At 69.3% G+C, this 18,401-nt stretch carries 19 protein-coding genes; 8 read left to right on the top strand and 11 right to left on the bottom strand.

Features of this window, described 5'->3' with window-relative positions:
* Nucleotides 1-39 precede the first annotated feature (39 nt).
* Nucleotides 40-783, bottom strand: coding sequence for an LmeA family phospholipid-binding protein (locus LDQ05_RS08745; RefSeq protein ID WP_226436520.1), 744 nt, complete (start codon nt 781-783; stop codon nt 40-42).
* 102 nt (nt 784-885) lie between these two features.
* Here LDQ05_RS08745 and LDQ05_RS08750 point away from each other — a divergent pair, with 102 nt between their 5' ends.
* Nucleotides 886-1,503 (top strand): type IV toxin-antitoxin system AbiEi family antitoxin domain-containing protein, encoded by a 618-nt coding sequence (locus tag LDQ05_RS08750; RefSeq protein ID WP_226436521.1) that lies wholly within the window; start codon nt 886-888, stop codon nt 1,501-1,503.
* A 67-nt stretch (nt 1,504-1,570) separates the two neighbouring features.
* On the opposite strand, the gene LDQ05_RS08755 is transcribed toward LDQ05_RS08750, so the two are convergent.
* The 3 genes from LDQ05_RS08755 to LDQ05_RS08765 all read right to left on the bottom strand — a co-directional run bounded on the left by LDQ05_RS08755 (nt 1,571) and on the right by LDQ05_RS08765 (nt 3,450).
* Complete coding sequence (locus LDQ05_RS08755) at nt 1,571-2,347, bottom strand: class I SAM-dependent methyltransferase (RefSeq protein ID WP_226436522.1); 777 nt, start codon at nt 2,345-2,347, stop codon at nt 1,571-1,573.
* Nucleotides 2,348-2,354: 7 nt separating this feature from the next.
* Entirely contained in the window at nt 2,355-2,855 is a 501-nt protein-coding gene (locus LDQ05_RS08760) for a DUF2505 domain-containing protein (RefSeq protein ID WP_226436523.1), read from the bottom strand.
* Nucleotides 2,856-2,940: 85 nt separating this feature from the next.
* The gene (locus LDQ05_RS08765) at nt 2,941-3,450 is read right to left on the bottom strand and encodes a DUF2505 domain-containing protein (protein ID WP_226436524.1); all 510 of its coding nucleotides are present in this window, start codon (nt 3,448-3,450) and stop codon (nt 2,941-2,943) included.
* Between the two features lie 23 nt (nt 3,451-3,473).
* On the opposite strand from LDQ05_RS08765, the gene LDQ05_RS08770 reads away from it, so the two are divergent.
* On the top strand, nt 3,474-4,568 hold the full coding sequence (locus LDQ05_RS08770) for a UDP-N-acetylmuramate dehydrogenase (RefSeq protein ID WP_226436526.1): 1,095 nt from the start codon (nt 3,474-3,476) through the stop codon (nt 4,566-4,568).
* 24 nt (nt 4,569-4,592) lie between these two features.
* Here the strand turns inward: LDQ05_RS08770 and LDQ05_RS08775 are convergent, their stop codons facing one another.
* The gene (locus tag LDQ05_RS08775; RefSeq protein WP_226436527.1) at nt 4,593-5,627 is read right to left on the bottom strand and encodes a DUF2804 domain-containing protein; all 1,035 of its coding nucleotides are present in this window, start codon (nt 5,625-5,627) and stop codon (nt 4,593-4,595) included.
* Between the two features lie 11 nt (nt 5,628-5,638).
* A complete protein-coding gene (locus LDQ05_RS08780; protein ID WP_226436528.1) occupies nt 5,639-6,397 on the bottom strand; it encodes an SDR family NAD(P)-dependent oxidoreductase in 759 nt (252 codons plus the stop codon).
* 355 nt (nt 6,398-6,752) lie between these two features.
* Here LDQ05_RS08780 and LDQ05_RS08785 point away from each other — a divergent pair, with 355 nt between their 5' ends.
* Entirely contained in the window at nt 6,753-8,054 is a 1,302-nt protein-coding gene (locus LDQ05_RS08785) for an ROK family transcriptional regulator (RefSeq protein WP_226436529.1), read from the top strand.
* A 10-nt stretch (nt 8,055-8,064) separates the two neighbouring features.
* On the opposite strand, the gene LDQ05_RS08790 is transcribed toward LDQ05_RS08785, so the two are convergent.
* The gene (locus LDQ05_RS08790) at nt 8,065-8,754 is read right to left on the bottom strand and encodes an LppP/LprE family lipoprotein (RefSeq protein WP_226436530.1); all 690 of its coding nucleotides are present in this window, start codon (nt 8,752-8,754) and stop codon (nt 8,065-8,067) included.
* Between the two features lie 188 nt (nt 8,755-8,942).
* The gene (locus LDQ05_RS08795) at nt 8,943-9,716 is read right to left on the bottom strand and encodes a PIG-L family deacetylase (protein ID WP_226436531.1); all 774 of its coding nucleotides are present in this window, start codon (nt 9,714-9,716) and stop codon (nt 8,943-8,945) included.
* Nucleotides 9,717-9,794: 78 nt separating this feature from the next.
* Here LDQ05_RS08795 and LDQ05_RS08800 point away from each other — a divergent pair, with 78 nt between their 5' ends.
* From LDQ05_RS08800 to LDQ05_RS08820, 5 genes are all read left to right on the top strand, one after another.
* The gene (locus LDQ05_RS08800; protein ID WP_226436532.1) at nt 9,795-10,628 is read left to right on the top strand and encodes an alpha/beta fold hydrolase; all 834 of its coding nucleotides are present in this window, start codon (nt 9,795-9,797) and stop codon (nt 10,626-10,628) included.
* A gap of 42 nt (nt 10,629-10,670) precedes the next feature.
* The gene (gene mshA / locus LDQ05_RS08805; protein ID WP_226436533.1) at nt 10,671-12,005 is read left to right on the top strand and encodes a D-inositol-3-phosphate glycosyltransferase; all 1,335 of its coding nucleotides are present in this window, start codon (nt 10,671-10,673) and stop codon (nt 12,003-12,005) included.
* Nucleotides 12,002-12,541 (top strand): type III secretion system chaperone family protein, encoded by a 540-nt coding sequence (locus tag LDQ05_RS08810; RefSeq protein ID WP_226436534.1) that lies wholly within the window; start codon nt 12,002-12,004, stop codon nt 12,539-12,541. Before mshA ends, LDQ05_RS08810 begins: the two co-directional genes overlap by 4 nt.
* A 506-nt stretch (nt 12,542-13,047) precedes the next feature.
* A complete protein-coding gene (locus tag LDQ05_RS08815) occupies nt 13,048-13,377 on the top strand; it encodes a transglycosylase family protein (protein ID WP_226436535.1) in 330 nt (109 codons plus the stop codon).
* A gap of 167 nt (nt 13,378-13,544) precedes the next feature.
* Entirely contained in the window at nt 13,545-15,131 is a 1,587-nt protein-coding gene (locus tag LDQ05_RS08820) for an AMP-binding protein (protein ID WP_226436536.1), read from the top strand.
* Nucleotides 15,132-15,142: 11 nt separating this feature from the next.
* Here LDQ05_RS08820 and LDQ05_RS08825 read toward each other — a convergent pair whose 3' ends face one another.
* The 3 genes from LDQ05_RS08825 to LDQ05_RS19950 all read right to left on the bottom strand — a co-directional run bounded on the left by LDQ05_RS08825 (nt 15,143) and on the right by LDQ05_RS19950 (nt 18,249).
* Nucleotides 15,143-16,744, bottom strand: coding sequence for an FAD-dependent monooxygenase (locus LDQ05_RS08825; protein WP_226436537.1), 1,602 nt, complete (start codon nt 16,742-16,744; stop codon nt 15,143-15,145).
* A gap of 107 nt (nt 16,745-16,851) precedes the next feature.
* Nucleotides 16,852-17,778: an FAD-dependent oxidoreductase gene (locus LDQ05_RS19945; protein WP_372461062.1), complete on the bottom strand. Its 927-nt coding sequence runs from the start codon at nt 17,776-17,778 to the stop codon at nt 16,852-16,854.
* A gap of 81 nt (nt 17,779-17,859) precedes the next feature.
* Nucleotides 17,860-18,249: an FAD-dependent oxidoreductase gene (locus LDQ05_RS19950; RefSeq protein WP_287220629.1), complete on the bottom strand. Its 390-nt coding sequence runs from the start codon at nt 18,247-18,249 to the stop codon at nt 17,860-17,862.
* Nucleotides 18,250-18,401 lie beyond the last annotated feature (152 nt).

Here is an 18,401-nt window from a genome sequence, read left to right on the forward strand (position 1 = left end):
CGCACTTCTGGTAGCGGTAGCTACCAGAAGTGCGCACAGTCAGCCGAAGAGGCCGCAGGCCGACTGCTGGTCCTGCTCGGCGGTCGCCGGCGGAAGTGTGAACTGTCCCCCCTCGAGGGTGAGCTGCACACCGGAGTCGGACACGTGGACCTCGGTGGCCCGCATACCCAGTGGGTACTGCTGCAGGCCCGAGGTGAGGATGTCGACGACACCGTCCACGAGCGCGGTGGGAATGCCGAGCCCGAGCACCGACGCGTCGGTGGTCTCGACCGAGACGACCCCGGTCGTGATCACCGGGCGGACCGTGAACTCGGCCAGCCCCGCCCCGCCGACCGTGAAGGTGAGGGTGCCGGCGTCGCCGTCCGCGGTCACGTCCGTGATCAGAGCGCCCACGGGCTGGCCCTGCACGGTCTCGAGGATTCCGGCGGTGGGCCAGTCGACCTCCGCCCGCGAACTCCCGATCGTTCCGGAGCTGTCGGCGCTCTGTGTCAGATCCACGTCGCGGACCTCGGCGTGCACCTGCATCTGCTGGGCGGGACCGAACGCGGTGTCGTCGCTGTCGAGGGTGACGGACGGAACCTGCCGGTCGAGGAACTGGAGCAATACCGGTTTCCAGCTCAGGTCCACGTCCACTCCGGTTCCGAGTTCGCTCTCGAACGACTGGGCCAGACAGGTGGTGGCACGGATGCGGACGTAGACCTCCGCACCGACGAGGACGGCGACGAGCGCGGCGACGAGAACGACCGCGATCGTGGTGAGGCGATTCCGCTTTCGTTGCGTCATGGGGCGATTGTTCCGGAGAACCCTGAAAATCTTCTGAGTGGACGCGCCGCAACCGACACAATCATGTGAGATGAAACACAGTCGTTCGGTAGTGTTGGCTGCATGACAGGGTGGACGGATTCAGAGTACGGCGCATTCGGGCGGGCCGACGCCGACGAGCTCCTGCGACGCCTCGCCGTCATGCAGGCCGGCTTCTTCACCGCACGTCAGGCGATCGCGCACGGCATCGCTTCCGACGAATTCAATCTCCGGATCGAGTCGGGTCGATGGGTGCGTGTCGAGAACGAGCTGTTCCGGCTCGCGGGCAGCGTCCCGACGAAATTCGACGAGTTCGCGCAGTGGTGCGCCTGGTACGAGGGGGCCGCGGTGGTCTCCCATCAGAGTGCCGCCGACCTGCACGGGATGGGGCACCTGCAACCCCGGTTCCTGCACCTGTCGACGGTCGACCAGCGCACGGTGCCGAGCAACAGGCTCGCGCTGCACCACCGGGAACTCTCCGACAGCGACGTCGAGGCGGTGGGATGCTTCCGGGTGACCACACCGGCGCGTACCGCCGTCGACCTCGCTGCCGGTGGCGTGTCGCAGGAGGTTCTCGACGAACTGGTCGGTGACGCCATCACCCTCGGGCGTGTCGACTCCGAAGGGTTGCACGCCGCCGTCGCCGGGCAACCCGCGGCCGTCGCCGATCGGATCGAACTGGCGTTGCTCGCCGCGGGCTGACCGCTCGTCGCCGCGGACCGGGTCGCGGCTGCCGGGAACATCGCGGGTGGCCGGGAACACCGAGCAGTCAGGCGGGTGCGACCGCATCCCACGGCACGGTGAGCACGCAGTCGCGTATGCGTCGGCGGGGCCGACGCACCGGGATGCCCTGGGTTGCCAGCAGGTCCAGCGCCGCCCGCCACCGCACTCGCGGACCGAACACGGACTGCGGGGCGACCGTCGCCCACGCGCGGTCCGCCGCCTGCAGCAACTCGTGGATCGGTTCCCCCGGCACGTTGTGGTGGATCAGAGCCTTCGGCAGCCTCTCCGCCAGATCGGAGGGGCGCTCGGAGTGGAATGGGCTCCACGCCAACGTCAGTGTTCGCGGGCCGTGCTCGTCGAGCAGCACCCACGCGCATCGTCGGCCCAGTTCGTCGCACGTTCCGTCGACGATCCGCCCACCCGGCGCGAGGCCCGCGCGCAACCGCGCCCAGGCCGGTGCCACCGCCTCCTCCGGGTACTGGCGCAACACGTTGAACGCCCGGATCAGCACCGGGCGCAATCCCGCCAGTTCGAACCCGCCGCGCGCGAACTCCACGCCCTCGCGGCCCGGCACCACCCGCTCCGGATCGATCTCGAGTCCCACCATCCGCAGATCGGGCCGCACGGTGCGCAGGCGCGCCGCGAACTCGAGCGTCGTCGTGGGCATCGCGCCGTACCCCAGATCGACCACGAGCGGATCGGGGGCGTCGGCGAGGACACGTGCGACGTCGGGATCGTGCATCGCCCACCGGTCGCTGCGTCGCAGCCGGTTGATGCCGGTCGTGCCGCGGGTCACGACACCCACGGGGTGCTCCGTTCTCACGGGGCCGTCACCCGCGGTCGAGCCAGCCCGCGGTGATCGCGGCCTCCGCGGTGAACACGTCGACGAGATTGTCGAGCATCAGTTCTTCGAGTTTTCCGCCCACGAACGGCAGGTTCACCTTCGCCTCCGACGCCGTGCGCAGCACGGCACCTCCGTCCGACGCGAACAGCGTCATCGTCCCGGTGAGGCTGCCCGGTCCACCGGGGATCGTCGCTTCGTAGTGGCCGGTGGCCTGCGTGTCGAACGGGCCGTAGCTCTCGCGACGGGTGATGATCAGGTCGCTGCGCATCACCGTCTTCGCGATGTCGGGAAGCGCGGACAGCGGCAGAACATGGTGCAGCACGAGTTCGACGCCGGATTCACCGACGGTGAACTCCTCCAGACGGTTCTCCGAGTACTTGCGCATCTCGGTGATGCGCGCTTCCCAATGGCGACGGTCCGACAGCGCCGCGTACACCAGTTCCGGGGAGTGCCGGAACCGTGCGGAGAACTCCTTGCGTCGTGCCACGGCAGGCCAGGGTACCGACCCGGCCGGGGCACGACGAAATCACGCCGCGCGGATCAGGCCGGGCAGGGTTCGACCCGGGCCGGGATCACCCCGGGTACGAGCCGTCCAACCAGTCGGCGGTGAATCGCTGTTCCGCGTCGAACAGTCCGACGAGTTCGTCGACGATCATCGCCTCGATCTTCGAACCGAGGAACGGGATCTTCACCTCCACGGATCCCTCGGTCACCACCGTGGATCCGGTTTCGTCGGAGGTCAGCGACAGGGTGCCCTCCACTTTGCCCGGCATGCCCTCGACGCCGGCGGAGAACCTGCCGCGCGCGCGGTCGCCGTCGATGCGTTCCCACTTCTCGGTGCGGTGGATGATGAGGTCGCCGGGGCGGATGCTCGTCACGACGCTCGGGAGGTGTTCCTCGGCGATGGCCTGTCGCAGCGTCAGGTCGATCGTGCCGTCCCCTGCGGACGCGTCCTCGATCTCGGCTCCCGGTCCGCCGACCTCGGCGAGCCGCATCCGCCAGTACGCGGGGTCGACGAACGCCGCGTGCACCTCCGCCGGTGTCGCCGTGTAGTGCGCAGAGTGGTCGATAGGGCTACCCATGTCCGGCACGCTACCGTTTGCACGTGTCCGATCCACGCTTATGTGCCCGGCTCGCCGATGCGGGCGCCGTCGTCACCGAGAACGTTCCCCTGTCGACGTTGACGACCCTCCGGCTGGGGGGCCCCGCACGCTACGTCGCCGACTGCTCCACCACCGACGTTCTCGTCGACGTCATTCGTCTCCTCGACACCGATCGGGTTCCGGTGCTCGTCGTCGCCGGTGGCTCGAACCTGGTGGTCGGCGACGACGGGTTCGACGGTGTCGCCGTCCGCATCTCGACGCGCGCGGTCGACCTCGACGGTGCCGTGGTGCGCAGCGACGCCGGCGCGGTGTGGGACGACGTGGTGGCCCGCACCGTCGCTGCGGGACTCGGCGGCCTCGAATGCCTCTCGGGGATCCCCGGCTCCGCCGGCGCCACACCGGTACAGAACGTGGGTGCCTACGGTGTCGAGGTCGGCTCGGTCCTGCGGCGTGTCCGCCTGCTCGACCGCCGCACCGGTACCGACGGCTGGGTGGGGCCGGAGGCACTCGGCCTCGGTTACCGCACCAGCGTGCTCAAGCATTCCGACGATGCGCTCGTCCTCGAAGTGGAGTTCGACGTACGGGCCGACGGGGAGAGCGAACCCCTCGCGTACCGCGAACTCGCCGCGCGGTTGGGTGCCGACGAGGGGGAGCGCCGACCCGCCGCCCAGGTCCGCGACCACGTCCTCGACCTGCGGCGCGGCAAGGGAATGGTGCTCGACGCCGCCGACCACGACACGTGGAGCGCCGGATCGTTCTTCACCAATCCCGTCGTGCCGGACGATCGGTTGCCCGCGGTGCTCGCCGCGATCGAGCAGCGCGTCGGCGCGGACACGCACGTGCCGAAGTACCCCGCGGTCGGCGGCACGAAACTGTCGGCGGGATGGCTCATCGAACGGGCCGGCTTCGTCAAAGGTTTTCCCGGTGAGGACGCGCCCGCACGACTGTCGACGAAACACACCCTCGCGTTGACGAACCGTGGAACGGCGACGACCGCCGATCTCGTCGCCCTGGCCCGCGAGGTTCGTGACGGCGTGGAGGACGTCTTCGGCGTGCGGCTGCGTCCGGAACCGGTGACCGTCGGCTGCGTCGTGTGAACCGACCGCGCGTGCCGCGGTGGGTCACCAACGGTTGTGCACCACTTCCGCGAAACCGAGGAGATCGCCGATCTCGAGGCGGGTGCCGTCGTCGAGCAGGACGTGACCGGTGAACCGGCCGAACACCTGATGTTGATCGGATCGCAACACCAGCGCGTTCACGTCGGCGGCGCGGTCGAGTACGGGCGCGAAGTCCATCTCGAACCGGCCGTCGCTGCTGGTGAACCGCCAGGGTGCGCCGTCGAACGTGCCGGCGGGACGGTGGAAGTGCACGCGGTCGAGTTTGTGGGCGATGCCGTCGTGGAACAGCATGTTCTCCGTGGCCGAGGTGGTGTCGCCGAACCCGTGGCCGATGTTGAATCCGAACGGCACCCCGTCGAGCAACCCGGACGCGGAACCCCAGTACCAGGTGTTGTCGTACGTCCACACCCCGCGACCCCAGTCGAACACCCCGAACGCCGATTCCGGCAGGAACTCGCGGGTGTGGCCGCCGACCGTGAGCGACCCTCGCGCGGCCAAGCAGTTGATCTTCTGGTTGTAGTAGAACGCCCTCGGTGCACGGGGGAACGGTGTGGCGATCACCATGCGATCGGCCTCCGGCTGTGCCAGCACCAGTTCGCCGGCGATGCCCCGGCCACCGTCGAATCCGGGATGCTCGACGATCAGGCGGCGGGCACCGTCCTCGTGTCGGAACTCGATCCGCATCGCACCTCGGTGCGCCACCACGTCGCCCGCGTCGGCGCTCGCGGGCATCCGCATCCGTCCGCGGGGGAACGGCACCAGTTTGTTCTCGGTGATCTCCGTGCGGCCGGTGAGATCCAGCCAGCTCACCCCGAGCAGCCCCATGTACCCGTTGTCGGCGACGGTCAGCGCCACTCCGTACGGCCCGGACGGGCCGTCGGACAGGACACAGTAGTAGTCCCACTCCTTGATCCGCAGCCGCGGCGCCGCGACCTGCGACCGTCCGTACGCGCGTACCTCACCGGTGGCCCATCCCGCCTGGGCGAGGACACCGTCGGCGTCCAGCAGCGGGCCGCGCGACAGACGTTGTTGCTGCATACCCGGCGAGCCTACTTCGGTGGGTTCGCGGTGCGGTGGAAACGACCGGCCGACGCCTGATCGCGCGGTTTGACGATGATCTGGTCCAGGTTCACGTGCGACGGGCGGGACGCGACGAACCCGACGATCTCGGCGATGTCCTGCGCGACGAGCGGCGTGATGCCCTCGTACACCTTGTCGGCACGCTCCTGATCACCCTCGAACCGCACGAGCGAGAACTCGGTCTCCACTGCGCCCGGCGCGATCTCCGTGAGCCGGACCGGCCGACCGAGCAGTTCGCCGCGCAACGTCCGGTGCAGCACCGCCTGCGCGTGCTTGGCGGAGGTGTAGCCCGCACCGTTGTCGTACGCCTCGAACGCCGCGACCGAGGTGATGGTGACGATCAGTCCGTCGCCGGAGGCGATGAGTTCGGGCAGCAGCGCCCGGGTGATGCGCATGGTGCCGATGACGTTGGTCTCCCACATCCACCGCCAGTCGTCCTCCACGGCGTCTGCGACGGTGGCGAGTCCCTTCGCACCGCCCGCGTTGTTGACCAGCACGTCGACGCGCGGCAGCACCGTGGTGAACGCCTCGACCGAGTCCTCGTCCGTCACGTCGAGCGGGAGTGCGGTACCGCCGATCTCGTCGGCGAGGGCCTGCAGTCGGTCGAGTCGCCGCGCGCCGACGACGACGTGATAGCCCTGGGCGGCCAGGGTGCGGGCGGTCGCCTCTCCGATGCCGGAGGACGCGCCGGTGACGACGGCGATGCGGGAATCGGCGGAAATACTCATGTCGTCGATCGTAGATCCGGCGGGGTCACGGTGCCGGTCGCACCGGTGCACCCGCAGATTCACCCGTGAGTTGAGGAGAATTCGGAGCGTGACGTAGCGTCGCGCCATGTCGCCGAGCCGTCTCGCCCCGCGGGTCACGTACGTGACCGCCGCGCTGGGCGCACGGCTGCCTCTGGCACGCGAACTCTGTTGTCGCCGCTGCGGAATGTAGAACCGCGCCGACCCGACCACTCGGACACTCCGTCCCCGCCCGTCGCGGATGTCGTGGTTCGACGCGTCGATGCCCCAGTCGTGCACACCCCGGAACCGTCGAGGCGCCCCTCGTGTTCCGGGTCGAGTCGCAAGGAACCGGACCGTGTCCACACCCACTGTGCCCCGATCGCTCTTCCCTTCCACCGTGTCCCGGTCCGGTGCGGGCCGCACCCGTTCGGGTCGCACCGGCCCGCCCGGAGCCTCCGCGGGCCGGCCTCCGCGGATCGTCGCACCCGACCTGAGGGTCGCCGACGGCGCGGCGGGCGTGGTCTTCCGGGCCGCAGCGAACCGCGGCCCCCTCGCCCGTGATCACATCGCGAAGCTGACCGGGCTGAGCACCGCGACGGTCAACCGACAGGTGTCGTCGCTGCTCGACGTCGGGTTGCTCCGTGAACGCGCCGGCCTGACCGAGCCGGGTGCGGTCGGGCGCCCGCGCATCCCCATCGAAGTCGATCACGAGCGCTACCTCACCGTCGGCATCCACATCGGTGCCGTCACCACCGGCATCGTCGCCGTCGACCTGCGGGGTCGCATCCTCGCCGGCGTCGAGATTCCCACCCCGACCGGAGATCAGGACACAGCGCTCACCACCATCGCGTCCGCCGCGGTCACGTTCGTGTCGCGGTGGCACCGCCGCACTCCACTGTGGTCGGGGGTCGCGCTCGGCGGCCGTGTCGATCCGGTCGCGGGAACCGCCGACCACCCTCGGTCGGGTTGGGTCGACGCCCCGGTCGGCGCGATCATCGGCGGCGGGCTGGGACTGCCCGTGTCGGTGTCGGCGCACGTCGAGGCGATGGCCGCCGCCGAACTGCTGCTCACCCCCGACCGGGAGGCCGTCGCCGGGACCGGGACGGGTCTGTACGTCTACGCGCGCGAAACGGTCGGTATCGCCCTCACCTTCGACGGAAAGGTGCACACGCCCAGGGGAGGTCCGGGCTCGATCGCGCATCTACCGACCGGGTCGTCCGCGCAGTGCCCGTGCGGTGCCGTCGGCTGCCTGGAAGCGACGGTCTCCGACCGGGCGACCGTCGAGAACGCGCAACGGCAAGGCGTTCTGGGCGAGGGAGATGCGTCGATCCGGGGGCTGTACGGACTGGCCCGCGACGGTTCCGCGGCCGCGCACGGACTGCTCGTCGAGCGCGCCACCGTGCTGGGGCGGACCGTCGCTCTGCTCCGCGACCTGTTCAATCCCGATCGGGTCGTGCTCGGAGGCCAGGCATTCACCGAGTACCCGGCCGCGGTCGCGCACGTCGCGTCGGCATTCGACCGCGCATCCACCCTGCCGGGCAAGGGAATCGGGGTCACGGCCTTCGGAAACAGGGTGCAGGCGTACGCGGCCGGCGCGGTGTCGCTGAGTTCGCTGTACTCCGATCCGCTCGGTGCGATGCGGCGGCGTGCGGTGTGACGGCGGTGTGTCAACCCGCGTAGGAGTCGAGCATCTCCTGCGGCAGCGGTTCCGTCATCACCACCCGCGAATCCCAGACGTAGTCGATCACAGCGGGACCGCCCGACGGGCAGCAGTTCGCGTCGTCGTCCTCGAGCCAGCGGTACTGCACCGACACCGTGTTTCCGTTGGTGCCGACCACGGTCGTGTAGGCGTATGCATCGGAGGTCGCGGTGCCCAGATAGGCCCCGTCGTGGAAGAACAGCACCTGCGACGGTGAACTCGCTGTTCCGCCGGGGGTTTCGGCCATGAGCCACACCAACTGCGGGCACGGCGCGAGCCCGTCGTAGGCGGCGCCGGCAACCCAGTCGTCACCGCCCGGGGCGGTCGCCCCGAGCGAGGCGAGTGCGGCGGTCGCGACGGGCGAGGACGGGTCCATGCACGGCCCGTCGACGACGGGGGCGGTCGCCGGGGCGGTGTCGTCCGCGGGGGTCGTGCGGGTCGTGTGGTCGGGCTCCGTTGCGGCGGTGGTGGAACGGGCCGCCGCGGTCTCGGTTGCTCGCGTGGTCTCGGTCGCGGGGGTGGTGGTGTCGGGCGCGACCGTGGTGGCCGACACGGGAGACGGGTTGTCCGTGGTGTTTCCGCCGTCGTCGCCGCATGCCGCGACGAGTAGGATGCCGGTCGCGAGCATCGCGGCCACGGTCAGGCGCTCGGTCGTCACGTTCGCTCCGTTCCACCGCGGCACGGTGCCGCGGTTCAGTAGGGTGCGTCGCACCCCGCGCGGAATCCGTTAGCGGCAGTAACCGATTCGTTACGACACTGGACGACGCACGACGTCGTCGCGCGGTGATCACAGCGCGGGAACACCGCGTTGTCGTCGATTCCGGTGCACGCACGGGGGTGGTGGGTTCAAAGACGCAACATCGACTCGTGCACGCCCGGGGGCACACCGCGCCGCCGGAACCACTCGATCCCGAATGCCGCGCCGAGCTGTTCCGGTGTCATCGCCAGCATCGGGCCGAAGTCGCCGATCTGTGATTCGTGCGCGCGCATCGCTGCGACCTTCGCGTCGATCGCGGCGGTGACGTCGACGGCCGTGGTGAGTTCGGCCTCGGACAGTCCGAACGAATCCAGATCGGGTGGGCCGGCCTCGGCGGTCACGTCCGGGTTCGCGGCGAGGAGCCGCGCGAGATGGTCGCGGTTCATCGCCGACTCGTACACCGCGTCGTGTCCCGTCGACTCCGCGGCCCGCGCTCCCACCCGGTGCACCTGCACATGATCGGGATGGCCGTAGCCGCCGTTCGGGTCGTAGATCGTCACCGAGTCGGCGCGTTCGTCGTCGATGATCTCGGCCAGGCGTTTCGCGACGACGTCGACGTCGGTGTTCGCGAACGCATCCGGGTGGTCGTTGCCCGGGGTGCCGGCCATTCCCGAATCCCGGTATCCGAAGGGCACCAGGCGGCTCACGCCCAGCGCCTCCGCGGATCTCTCCAGTTCGTGGAGGCGACGGTCGGCGAGGGACTCACCCGGCGCCAGCAACCCCTCGGGATGCTCACCGGCCGCGCCGTCGGTGGCGACGACGAGTACCACCCGGTGCCCGGCGTCGGCGGCGAGCCGCATCACACCGCCGGTGGTGAAGACCTCGTCGTCGGGGTGCGCGTGGAAACAGACCAGAACGCCCATCCCCGCATACTCGCACGGACGGGAACGGGGCCGCGAGGGGACGGGTGTGGACGACGACGACCGTTAGAGTGCTGCGGCATGACGATCCGTGAAGTTCACAGCACCGACGGCACCTCCCTCGTGTACCGCGTCACCGGCGACGCCGCGGCCCGCCCGCTGGTGCTGCTGCACGGTTGGGCGCAGTCCTCGAAGTGCTGGGGTGACGGGGTTCTCGCGGCACTGTCCGAACGGTTCCGGGTGATCGCCGTGGACCTGCGCGGACACGGCTACAGCGGTGTTCCGGCGGACGGCTACGACGACCGCGACAACTGGGCCGCCGACGTGCAGGCCGTCCTCGACGCGGAGAACGCGCGCGGCGCGGTACTGCTCGGGTGGTCCTACGGCGGGCTCGTCCTCTGCGATCACATCGCGGTGCACGGCGCGGATCATCTGGCCGGTGTCGTCCTCGTCGGCGCGATCACCAGTATCGGACGAGGCGAGGCCGGTGGGCGGGTGGGGCCCGCGATGCGCGCCGCCGTTCCCACGGCGATGTCGGAGGACCCGGCGGAGGCCATCCGCGCGCTCGGGTCGTTCGGCAGCGCGCTCACCGGCCCCGGCGAGGGGAAGGGCGTGGTCTCGCAGGCACTGTTCGGCGCCAGCCTGTGCACACCCCCGCACGTGCGTGCCGCGCTGTTCGCGCGCAGCGCGAGCAACGACGATCTGTTGCGTGGGCTCGGAGTTCCCGTCCTGATCGTGCACGGCACCGCGGACTCCGTCGTCGACGTCTCCGCTGCGCGGCACGCCGAAGCACTGTTGCCGACGGTGACCGCTTCGTACTGGGACGGGGTCGACCACGGTCCCTTCGTCGAGGACCCGGAGCGGTTCGTCGACGAGGTCGTCGGGTTCGTCGGTTCCCTCGGTGCCGCCGTGTAGGGCCCGTGCCCGCGTCGAATACGAACAGGGCAGTATGGAGGGGTGACACCCCAGCCCAGCAGCCCCCACCGCGTGGCCGTGATCTCGGTCCACACCTCGCCGCTGGCTCAGCCCGGCACCGGGGACGCCGGCGGAATGAACGTCTACGTGCTGCAGTCCGCGATCGAACTGGCGCGTCGCGGTGTGGAGGTGGAGATCTTCACCCGCGCCACCTCCTCGACCGACCCCGCGGCGGTGCAGGCTGCACCGGGCGTGCTGGTGCGGAACATCGAGGCCGGTCCGTTCGAGGGCCTCGACAAACACGACCTGCCCACCCAGCTGTGCGCGTTCGCCGCCGGGGTGCTGCGCGAGGAGGCGCGTCACCCGCAGGGTTACTACGATCTGATCCACTCGCACTACTGGTTGTCCGGGCAGGTGGGGTGGCTCGCACGCGACCGGTGGGGTGTTCCCCTGGTCCATACCGCGCACACGCTGGCCGCGGTGAAGAACGCGTCGCTCGCGGCGGGAGACACACCGGAACCGGCCGCCCGCCAGATCGGTGAACAGCAGGTGGTCGCCGAATCCGACCGGATGATCGCGAACACGGTCGACGAGGCGCGGGCCCTCGAACGGATCTACGGCGCCGACCCCGGCAAGGTCGACGTCGTCGCGCCCGGCGCCGATCTGCGCCGCTACCGGCCGGGTGACCGAGCGAAGGCCCGCGCCGAACTCGGGTTGGATCCGCACGAGACGATCGTGACCTTCGTCGGACGTATCCAGCCGCTCAAGGCTCCGGACGTGCTGCTGCGCGCCGCCGCGCTCGCGATGACCGATGCCCCGGACACGCCGTGGCGGGTACTGGTGGTGGGCGGTCCGTCCGGAACCGGTCTCGACCGGCCGGACTCGCTCATCGAACTCGCCGCCGACCTCGGCATCGCCGACCGGGTCACCTTCTTGCCCCCGCAACCACCGGATCGCCTCGCCGAGGTGTACCGCGCATCGAACCTTGTTGCAGTGCCGAGTTATTCGGAATCGTTCGGGTTGGTGGCGATCGAGGCGCAGGCATGCGGGACGCCGGTGATCGCGGCCGACGTCGGCGGACTCGGTGTCGCGGTCCGCGACGGCGAGACGGGTCTGCTCGTGCACGGGCACCGGATCGACGACTGGGCCGGTGCGTTGCGCGGTCTCGTCACCGATCCCGGGCGACTGGCTGCCTTCGCCGCGGCCGCGCCCGCGCATGCGGAGGAGTTCTCGTGGGAACACACCGCGGACGGGCTGCTCGAGAGTTACCGGAAGGCCGGCATGCGCCGTAACCGCGCTTTCGGGACCGGCGAGTTCTCGCCGCGCCGGCAGCGTGGTGTGTGGAAGTTGCGTCGGACGAGCGGAGTGAAGGCGTGAGCGAACGACTGAGCGAACTGATCGAGGCGACCCTGCGGGATCGGGAACTCGAGTTCTCCCGCAAGGACGGCGGCCATTTCGTCGTCGAACTGCCCGGTGAGAACAAGTTGAAGACCACGACGTTGCTGACCGTCGGGCTTCACGGCGTGCGCATCGAGGCGTTCGTGTGCCGCAAACCGGACGAGAATTTCGAGGGCGTCTACAAGTATCTGCTGCGTCGCAATCGCCGTCTCTACGGCGTCGCGTACACACTCGACAAGGTCGGCGACATCTATCTCGTCGGCCGTCTGTCGGCGGATTCGGTCACTCCGGATGAATTGGACGCGGTGCTCGGACAGGTGCTCGAGGCCGCCGACCACGATTTCAACATCATTCTCGGAATCGGCTTCCTGGCCTCGATTCGTCGGGAGTGGGAATGGCGGGTCTCCCGGGGGGAGTCGCTGCGCAATCTCGAACCGTTCCGGCACCTGATCGAGGAGGGCTCCGACGCAACCGTGCGGCCGGTGGCCGACGATCCGGGTGGGCGCGATTCCTGACGGAACTCCGAATCGTGCCGCTGTCCGATTCGAGGGATTCGGCGGATTGTTTCCGATGTATATCGGATGACTTTCGGTGTGTCACAATTTGTTTTCGGCGTCCGAATTGTAGGGACTGCCCCGAATTGAATTGTGAGCGTCCACACATGACATTTATGTGATTCACTGGCGCACGGCCGGCGATTCGGTGCCTCTCACCTGCGCGAAGTCGAATCGATCATGAATATATCGGTACGTGTGTGCCAGTAAATCGTGCCGTGACCTTTTCGTGATAGCGGGCTACGGTGGTTCCAGGTTCGAAACAACGAGCCGTTACGCACCGGCCCCGCAGTAGTTGATTCTGCCCCCGCGGATGTGCCGGACGACTCGAACTTCAGGGGCAGAACGAGGTGGGTGCACCTCGGCGACCGATCCGGTCGCGGTGTCACCCCGCGGTGTCGGGCGCCGATTCGCACGGCATCTTCCGCGCCGCACCTCGTGCACACTCGGAGAGGATTCACCCCCACATGGCACACTTCACGATCAAGCGCACCCTGGGCACCGTCGCCACCGCCGCGGCTCTCGTCGTCACGCCCCTCGCTCTGGGCACCGGCACCGCCAACGCTGCGTCGGGCAACTGGGACGCCGTCGCGCAGTGCGAGAGCGGTGGCAACTGGGCGACCAACACCGGCAACGGCTACTACGGCGGCCTGCAGTTCAGCCAGAGCACCTGGGAGGCCTACGGCGGCTCCGGCACCGCCAACAACGCCTCGCGTGAAGAGCAGATCCGCGTTGCGGAGAACGTCCTCGCCGGCCAGGGGATCGGCGCGTGGCCGGTCTGCGGTCAGTACTTCTGATCGTTTCCCGAGCATGATCCGGATGCCGTCCCCCGCGTGAGATCCGGGCGGGACGCCGCCCCGGCACCGCAGCCCCGAATGTGACACTATTCACATTCGGGGCTGTTCGTTGTGATCGGCCCCATACTGGCATCGAGTGCCGCACCGATTCCGTATGGAGGAGAATTATGAGCTTCCGCAGCCCGTTTCCGGACGTCGAGATCCCGGCATCGAGTGTCTACGATCTGCTGTTCGGCTCGATCGCCGATGCCGATCTCGACCGGCCCGCACTGATCGACGGTGCGTCGGGCGCGATCACCGACTACCGCGCACTCATCGCGCAGATCGACGGGGTCGCGGGCGCACTGGCCGCGCGGGGCCTCGGCGTCGGTGACGTCGTCGGTCTGCTGTCCCCGAACGTCCCGGCGTTCGCGGCGGTCTTCCACGGCATCCTGCGCGCCGGAGCCACCGCCACCACCATCAACGCGCTGTACACCGCGGGTGACATCGCGAAGCAACTCGAGGACTCCTCGGCCAAGGCGCTGTTCGTGGTCTCCCCGCTGCTGCCGCAGGCGAAGGAAGCGGCCGCGACGGTGGGGATCCCCGACGACCGGGTGATCGTCCTCGACGGCGCCGAAGGACACCCCTCGCTGCGCGACCTGCTCGCCGAGCAGTCGCCGGCACCGGAGGTCACCTTCGATCCGGCCACGCACCTCGCCGTGCTCCCGTACTCGTCGGGCACGACCGGCCGCCCCAAGGGGGTGATGCTCACGCACCGCAACCTCGTCGCCAACGTCTGCCAGATCCAGCCGCGGATGGGTATCGGTGCCGACGACAAGATCCTCGCGGTCCTTCCGTTCTTCCACATCTACGGCATGACCGTCCTGCTCAACGCGGCCCTCTACAATCGCGCCGCGCTGGTCACGATGCCGAAGTTCGATCTCGTCGAATTCCTCCGCATCGTCTCGGAACAGAAGTGCACGTACGTGTTCATCGCGCCGCCCGTCGCCGTGGCCCTCGCCAAGCACCCGCTCGTCGATCAGTACGACCTGTCGAGCGTGCACACGGTCTTCTCCGGCGCGGCCCCGCTCGATCGCGAACTCGGCGGCGCCGTCGCACGGCGGCTCGGGTGCAGGGTCAGGCAGGGCTACGGCATGTCGGAGATGAGCCCCGTCTCGCACGCCATCCCGTTCGACGACGACGACACGCTGCTGGACGCGGTCGGACCGACCATCGCCAACATGGAATGCAAACTGGTCGATCCCGCCACCGGTGAAGAGGTCGCATACCCGACCGGTGATGGTGTGTCGGAACCCGGCGAGCTGTGGTGCAAGGGACCGAACATCATGGTCGGCTACCTCGGCAACGCCGAGGCGACCGCGGAGACCCTCGACGAGGACGGTTACCTGCACACCGGTGACATCGCGACCGTCGACGGGAACGGCGTGATCACGATCGTCGACCGACTCAAGGAACTGATCAAATACAAGGGCTACCAGGTTCCGCCCGCCGAGCTCGAGGCCCTGCTGCTGACGCACCCGCAGATCGCCGACGCCGCCGTGATCGGGGTCCTCGACGACGAGGGCGAGGAGGTGCCCAAGGCGTTCGTGGTGCGCCAGCCGGACACCGACCTCAGTGAGGACGACGTGATCACGTTCGTCGCCGAGCGGGTCTCACCGCACAAGAAGGTCCGTCGAGTGCAGTTCATCGACATCGTGCCGAAGTCGGCCGCAGGAAAGATCCTCCGAAAGGACTTGCGTTCCACCACAGCGTGATCCGGCGGGTCTCACAGCCGCAGAACCCGGCCCAGATGCGTGAGAAGCGCGTCTGCGGTCGGGTTCGTCGTCCGGAACGCCAGGTATCCGTCGGGGCGGACGACGACGGCCTCGGCGGCGGCACCGAACCCGTACGTGGCCGCCGCGCGGCCGCAGTCGTCCTCGAAGCGGCGACCCGACGCGCCCGCGACCCCGGCCGGGGTGAGGACGTACGCGCGCAGAAGGTCGCCCGCCCGCTCGATCAGGGTGTCCGCCAGATCGTCCGCGGCGTCGACATCTCCGGGATCCGATGACCACAGGATCACGGTGTGCCCGGGATGGCGCAGCAGATCGTGAAGCCGGGTCGGCACCGCGACCGGTGCCTGTCGCAGCCCGCGCGCATCGGGGGCGCGGTCACCCGCCGACGGACCGGACCCGGCCACCGCGTCGTCGACGATCGGACTGCCGCGGTACCCGAGCAGCAACTGGGCTTCGCGCAGCATGATCGTGGTCGGATCGTTCTCGCCGGCGCCGATACCCTCGCGGGCGTCCCGCACGGTGCGGCCCACCACCTCCTCGCCGATCGGCCGACGCTCGGCGTCGTAGCTCGCGAGCAGACCGTCGGCGGCGCGGCCGGTCACCGCCAACGCGAGCTTCCAGCAGAGATCGTAGGCGTCCTGGATGCCGGTGTTCATCCCCTGCGCGCCGGTCGGCGGGTGGATGTGTGCCGCGTCGCCGGCCACGAACACCCGGCCCGTCCCGTAGCTCCCCACGATGCGGTGACTGATCCGGAACACCGACGACCACCGCAGCGCCGACACCCGGGTGGGCTCGGGAGCCAACCGGTCCGCAAGCGCCTGGATGTGCGCGAGGGTGGGCCGGTGCTCGGCCTCCATCCCGTGCGCGATGCCGCGTTCGCTCGGCGGAGTCGCCAGATCGGGTGCGACGAACGACGACACCCGGTACCGCCCGCGGCCGGGCAGCGGAATGCACACCATCAGATCGGTGGTGGCCCCGTCGGACGTCGTCATCGACCGGATTCCGTACCCGGCGGGAAGCGACCACCCGAGTTCGACGTCCGCGAGCATGTACTCCTCGGGGAACGCGTCACCGTCGAAGGACACCCCCAGCCCCTTCCGCACAGCGCTGTGCGCGCCGTCGCACCCCACCAGGTACTCGGTCGTGCACTCCCACGAGCCGTCGGCGTCGCGCAGGGTCGCGACCACACCGTCGGCGCCCTCGGTGAACGAGGTCAACTCGACACCGCGTCGTACCGTGCCGCCGAGATCCGTGAGCGCGCGGGCCAGTACGTCCTCGGTGGCGTACTGGGGTATGCACGCGAACCGGTACGGCACATCGTCGGGTAGTTCGAGGTCGATCCGCATCGCCTCGCGACCGTCGACGAACACGATCTGCCCGAGCATCGGCGCGGACACGTCGAGCGCGGACCGGGCGATGCCCATCGCGTCCCACACCTCGAGTGTCCGCGGCTGGATGCCGACGGCCTTGGCGTACCGGGCGGGCTCCGTCAGCCGGTCGATCACGGTGGCGTCGATGCCGCGTCGCCGCAACTCGACGGCGGCGGTGAGGCCCACCGGGCCTGCTCCCACGATCAGAACCGGTGTGTTCGTCACTCGGGTGTCCTGCACGATTGACCTCTCGTCGTCTTCCGCGGGTCCCTCGTCGAGTGTCCCGCGCCGAGCCCGAGTTCGAGGCGGAACGGTACGATCACGCGTTCGGATCACGCCAGCAGATGAGGCAGCCCCGCGCGATGGCGCTCGGCGTCGATCAGTCGCATCGGTTCGAGTTCCGGCGGTTCGTGCAGCCGGTACCGCGCGGGCGGTGCGGCGGGGGAATCGGCGGCTTCGAGCAGCGCCGCCACGGCGGACCTGGCAGATTCGTTCGCCGACTCCATGGTGGCGAGATCGATGTCGGTGCGGACGTAGTCGCCGGCGAGGAACAGGTTCGGGATCGCGGTGCGGGCGTCGGGACGATCCGCCCACGACCCGACCGTGTTGATGAACAGCGGGGTGTCGTTGGTGTTGCGGCCGGCGGCGGCGTTCCAGCGCACGCCCGGGTCGAGGAACCACGATGCGAGGTCGTCGTCGCGCAGTACCGCCTCTCCGGTGTCGTTCAGGCACGCCTGGATCTGTACCCAGACCTCGCGGGCGATCTCGTCGGGTGTGCACTCCTTCGCGCTTCGTCGGTACAGGATTCCGGGGGTGCCCCAGTCCGAGATGTCCGCAGACAGGCAGTCGTCGACCGTGCCGTCGCCGTAGCGGTCGGCGAACTCCCCGCGCCAGAACTGCGCTTGGCAGATCGAGGTGAGTGCCCAGGGTGACCCGAGGTACGCGACGTGCCCCCGGGCGATCGGTACCGGTCGGCGGAGGAAGTACTGGATACCGACCATCCAGTCCGTCACGAGGTTGCGCATGAGGCCGAGGCGCGGTTCGGCGTCGAGCATCGCACGCGACCACAGCGGCACGGCCCGCTCGACCGGCATCGCCGCGATGAACCAGTCTGCGTCGACGCGGGCGCGATTCCCGGCTCCGTCGACCACTCGTGCTCCGGTGATCCGGCCTCCGGTCATATCGAACGATTCTGCTGCCCAACCCATCTCGAATCGCACGCCGAGGCCGGTCAGGAGCTGCGCCCAGGATCGCTCCACCGAGCGAGAACGCGGCTTCGAGGGACTGCCGCAGCGAGTCGAGGTCGCGGACGTCGACGGCGCCGATCGAACTGGGCGCGGTCAGATCGGGGCCGCCGGAACCGACATGCGGAACGCCGGGCCCTCCACGAGGTTGTCGAACACGCCGTCGTCGTTGCCGGGAACGGGAATGCGGCGCATGGTGTCCGGTATGTGCTGGTAGAAGCCCGGGAAGAAACGGAACCCGTGTTCGCCCGGAAGGTCGAGGCGGCCACCGGCGGCGGTGCCGGGTGACGGGATGCTCCGGGCCTTGCCGCCGAGCGCGGTGGGTTCGTGGACGGTGACCGAGAATCCCCGTTCGGCCAGTTCGTGCGCGGCGGTCAGGCCCGCCGGTCCGCCGCCGAGGACCGCGACACGGCGACCTCCGGTGTGGGCCGGACGAGCGTCGCGTCGGCCTCGTCGAGGCGATCCCGGGCAGCGCCGTTGCGGCACCGAGTGCGCCGAAGGCGGTCAGCGCGGTACGGCGGGACATTCGGGCATCGGTCACTGCACTACCCCCACTTCACGATGGTCGCCGGTTGCGTCGGGGCGACGATCGGCGAAATTGGCAACGTGCGTTGTCAGATATAGCGAACGAATCGTGA

Origin of the sequence: Rhodococcus yananensis (genome assembly GCF_020515525.1) — a bacterium.
GTDB classification, from domain to species: domain Bacteria; phylum Actinomycetota; class Actinomycetes; order Mycobacteriales; family Mycobacteriaceae; genus Rhodococcus; species Rhodococcus yananensis.

Excerpts from the sequence above, each read along its gene's own strand:
- LDQ05_RS08745 (WP_226436520.1), bottom strand. The coding sequence starts at position 783 with ATGACGCAACGAAAGCGGAATCGCCTCACCACGATCGCGGTCGTTCTC.
- LDQ05_RS08750 (WP_226436521.1), top strand. The coding sequence starts at position 886 with ATGACAGGGTGGACGGATTCAGAGTACGGCGCATTCGGGCGGGCCGAC.
- LDQ05_RS08765 (WP_226436524.1), bottom strand. The coding sequence starts at position 3,450 with ATGGGTAGCCCTATCGACCACTCTGCGCACTACACGGCGACACCGGCG.
- LDQ05_RS08775 (WP_226436527.1), bottom strand. The coding sequence starts at position 5,627 with ATGCAGCAACAACGTCTGTCGCGCGGCCCGCTGCTGGACGCCGACGGT.
- LDQ05_RS08780 (WP_226436528.1), bottom strand. The coding sequence starts at position 6,397 with ATGAGTATTTCCGCCGATTCCCGCATCGCCGTCGTCACCGGCGCGTCC.
- LDQ05_RS08795 (WP_226436531.1), bottom strand. The coding sequence starts at position 9,716 with ATGGGCGTTCTGGTCTGTTTCCACGCGCACCCCGACGACGAGGTCTTC.
- LDQ05_RS08800 (WP_226436532.1), top strand. The coding sequence starts at position 9,795 with ATGACGATCCGTGAAGTTCACAGCACCGACGGCACCTCCCTCGTGTAC.
- LDQ05_RS08815 (WP_226436535.1), top strand. The coding sequence starts at position 13,048 with ATGGCACACTTCACGATCAAGCGCACCCTGGGCACCGTCGCCACCGCC.
- LDQ05_RS08820 (WP_226436536.1), top strand. The coding sequence starts at position 13,545 with ATGAGCTTCCGCAGCCCGTTTCCGGACGTCGAGATCCCGGCATCGAGT.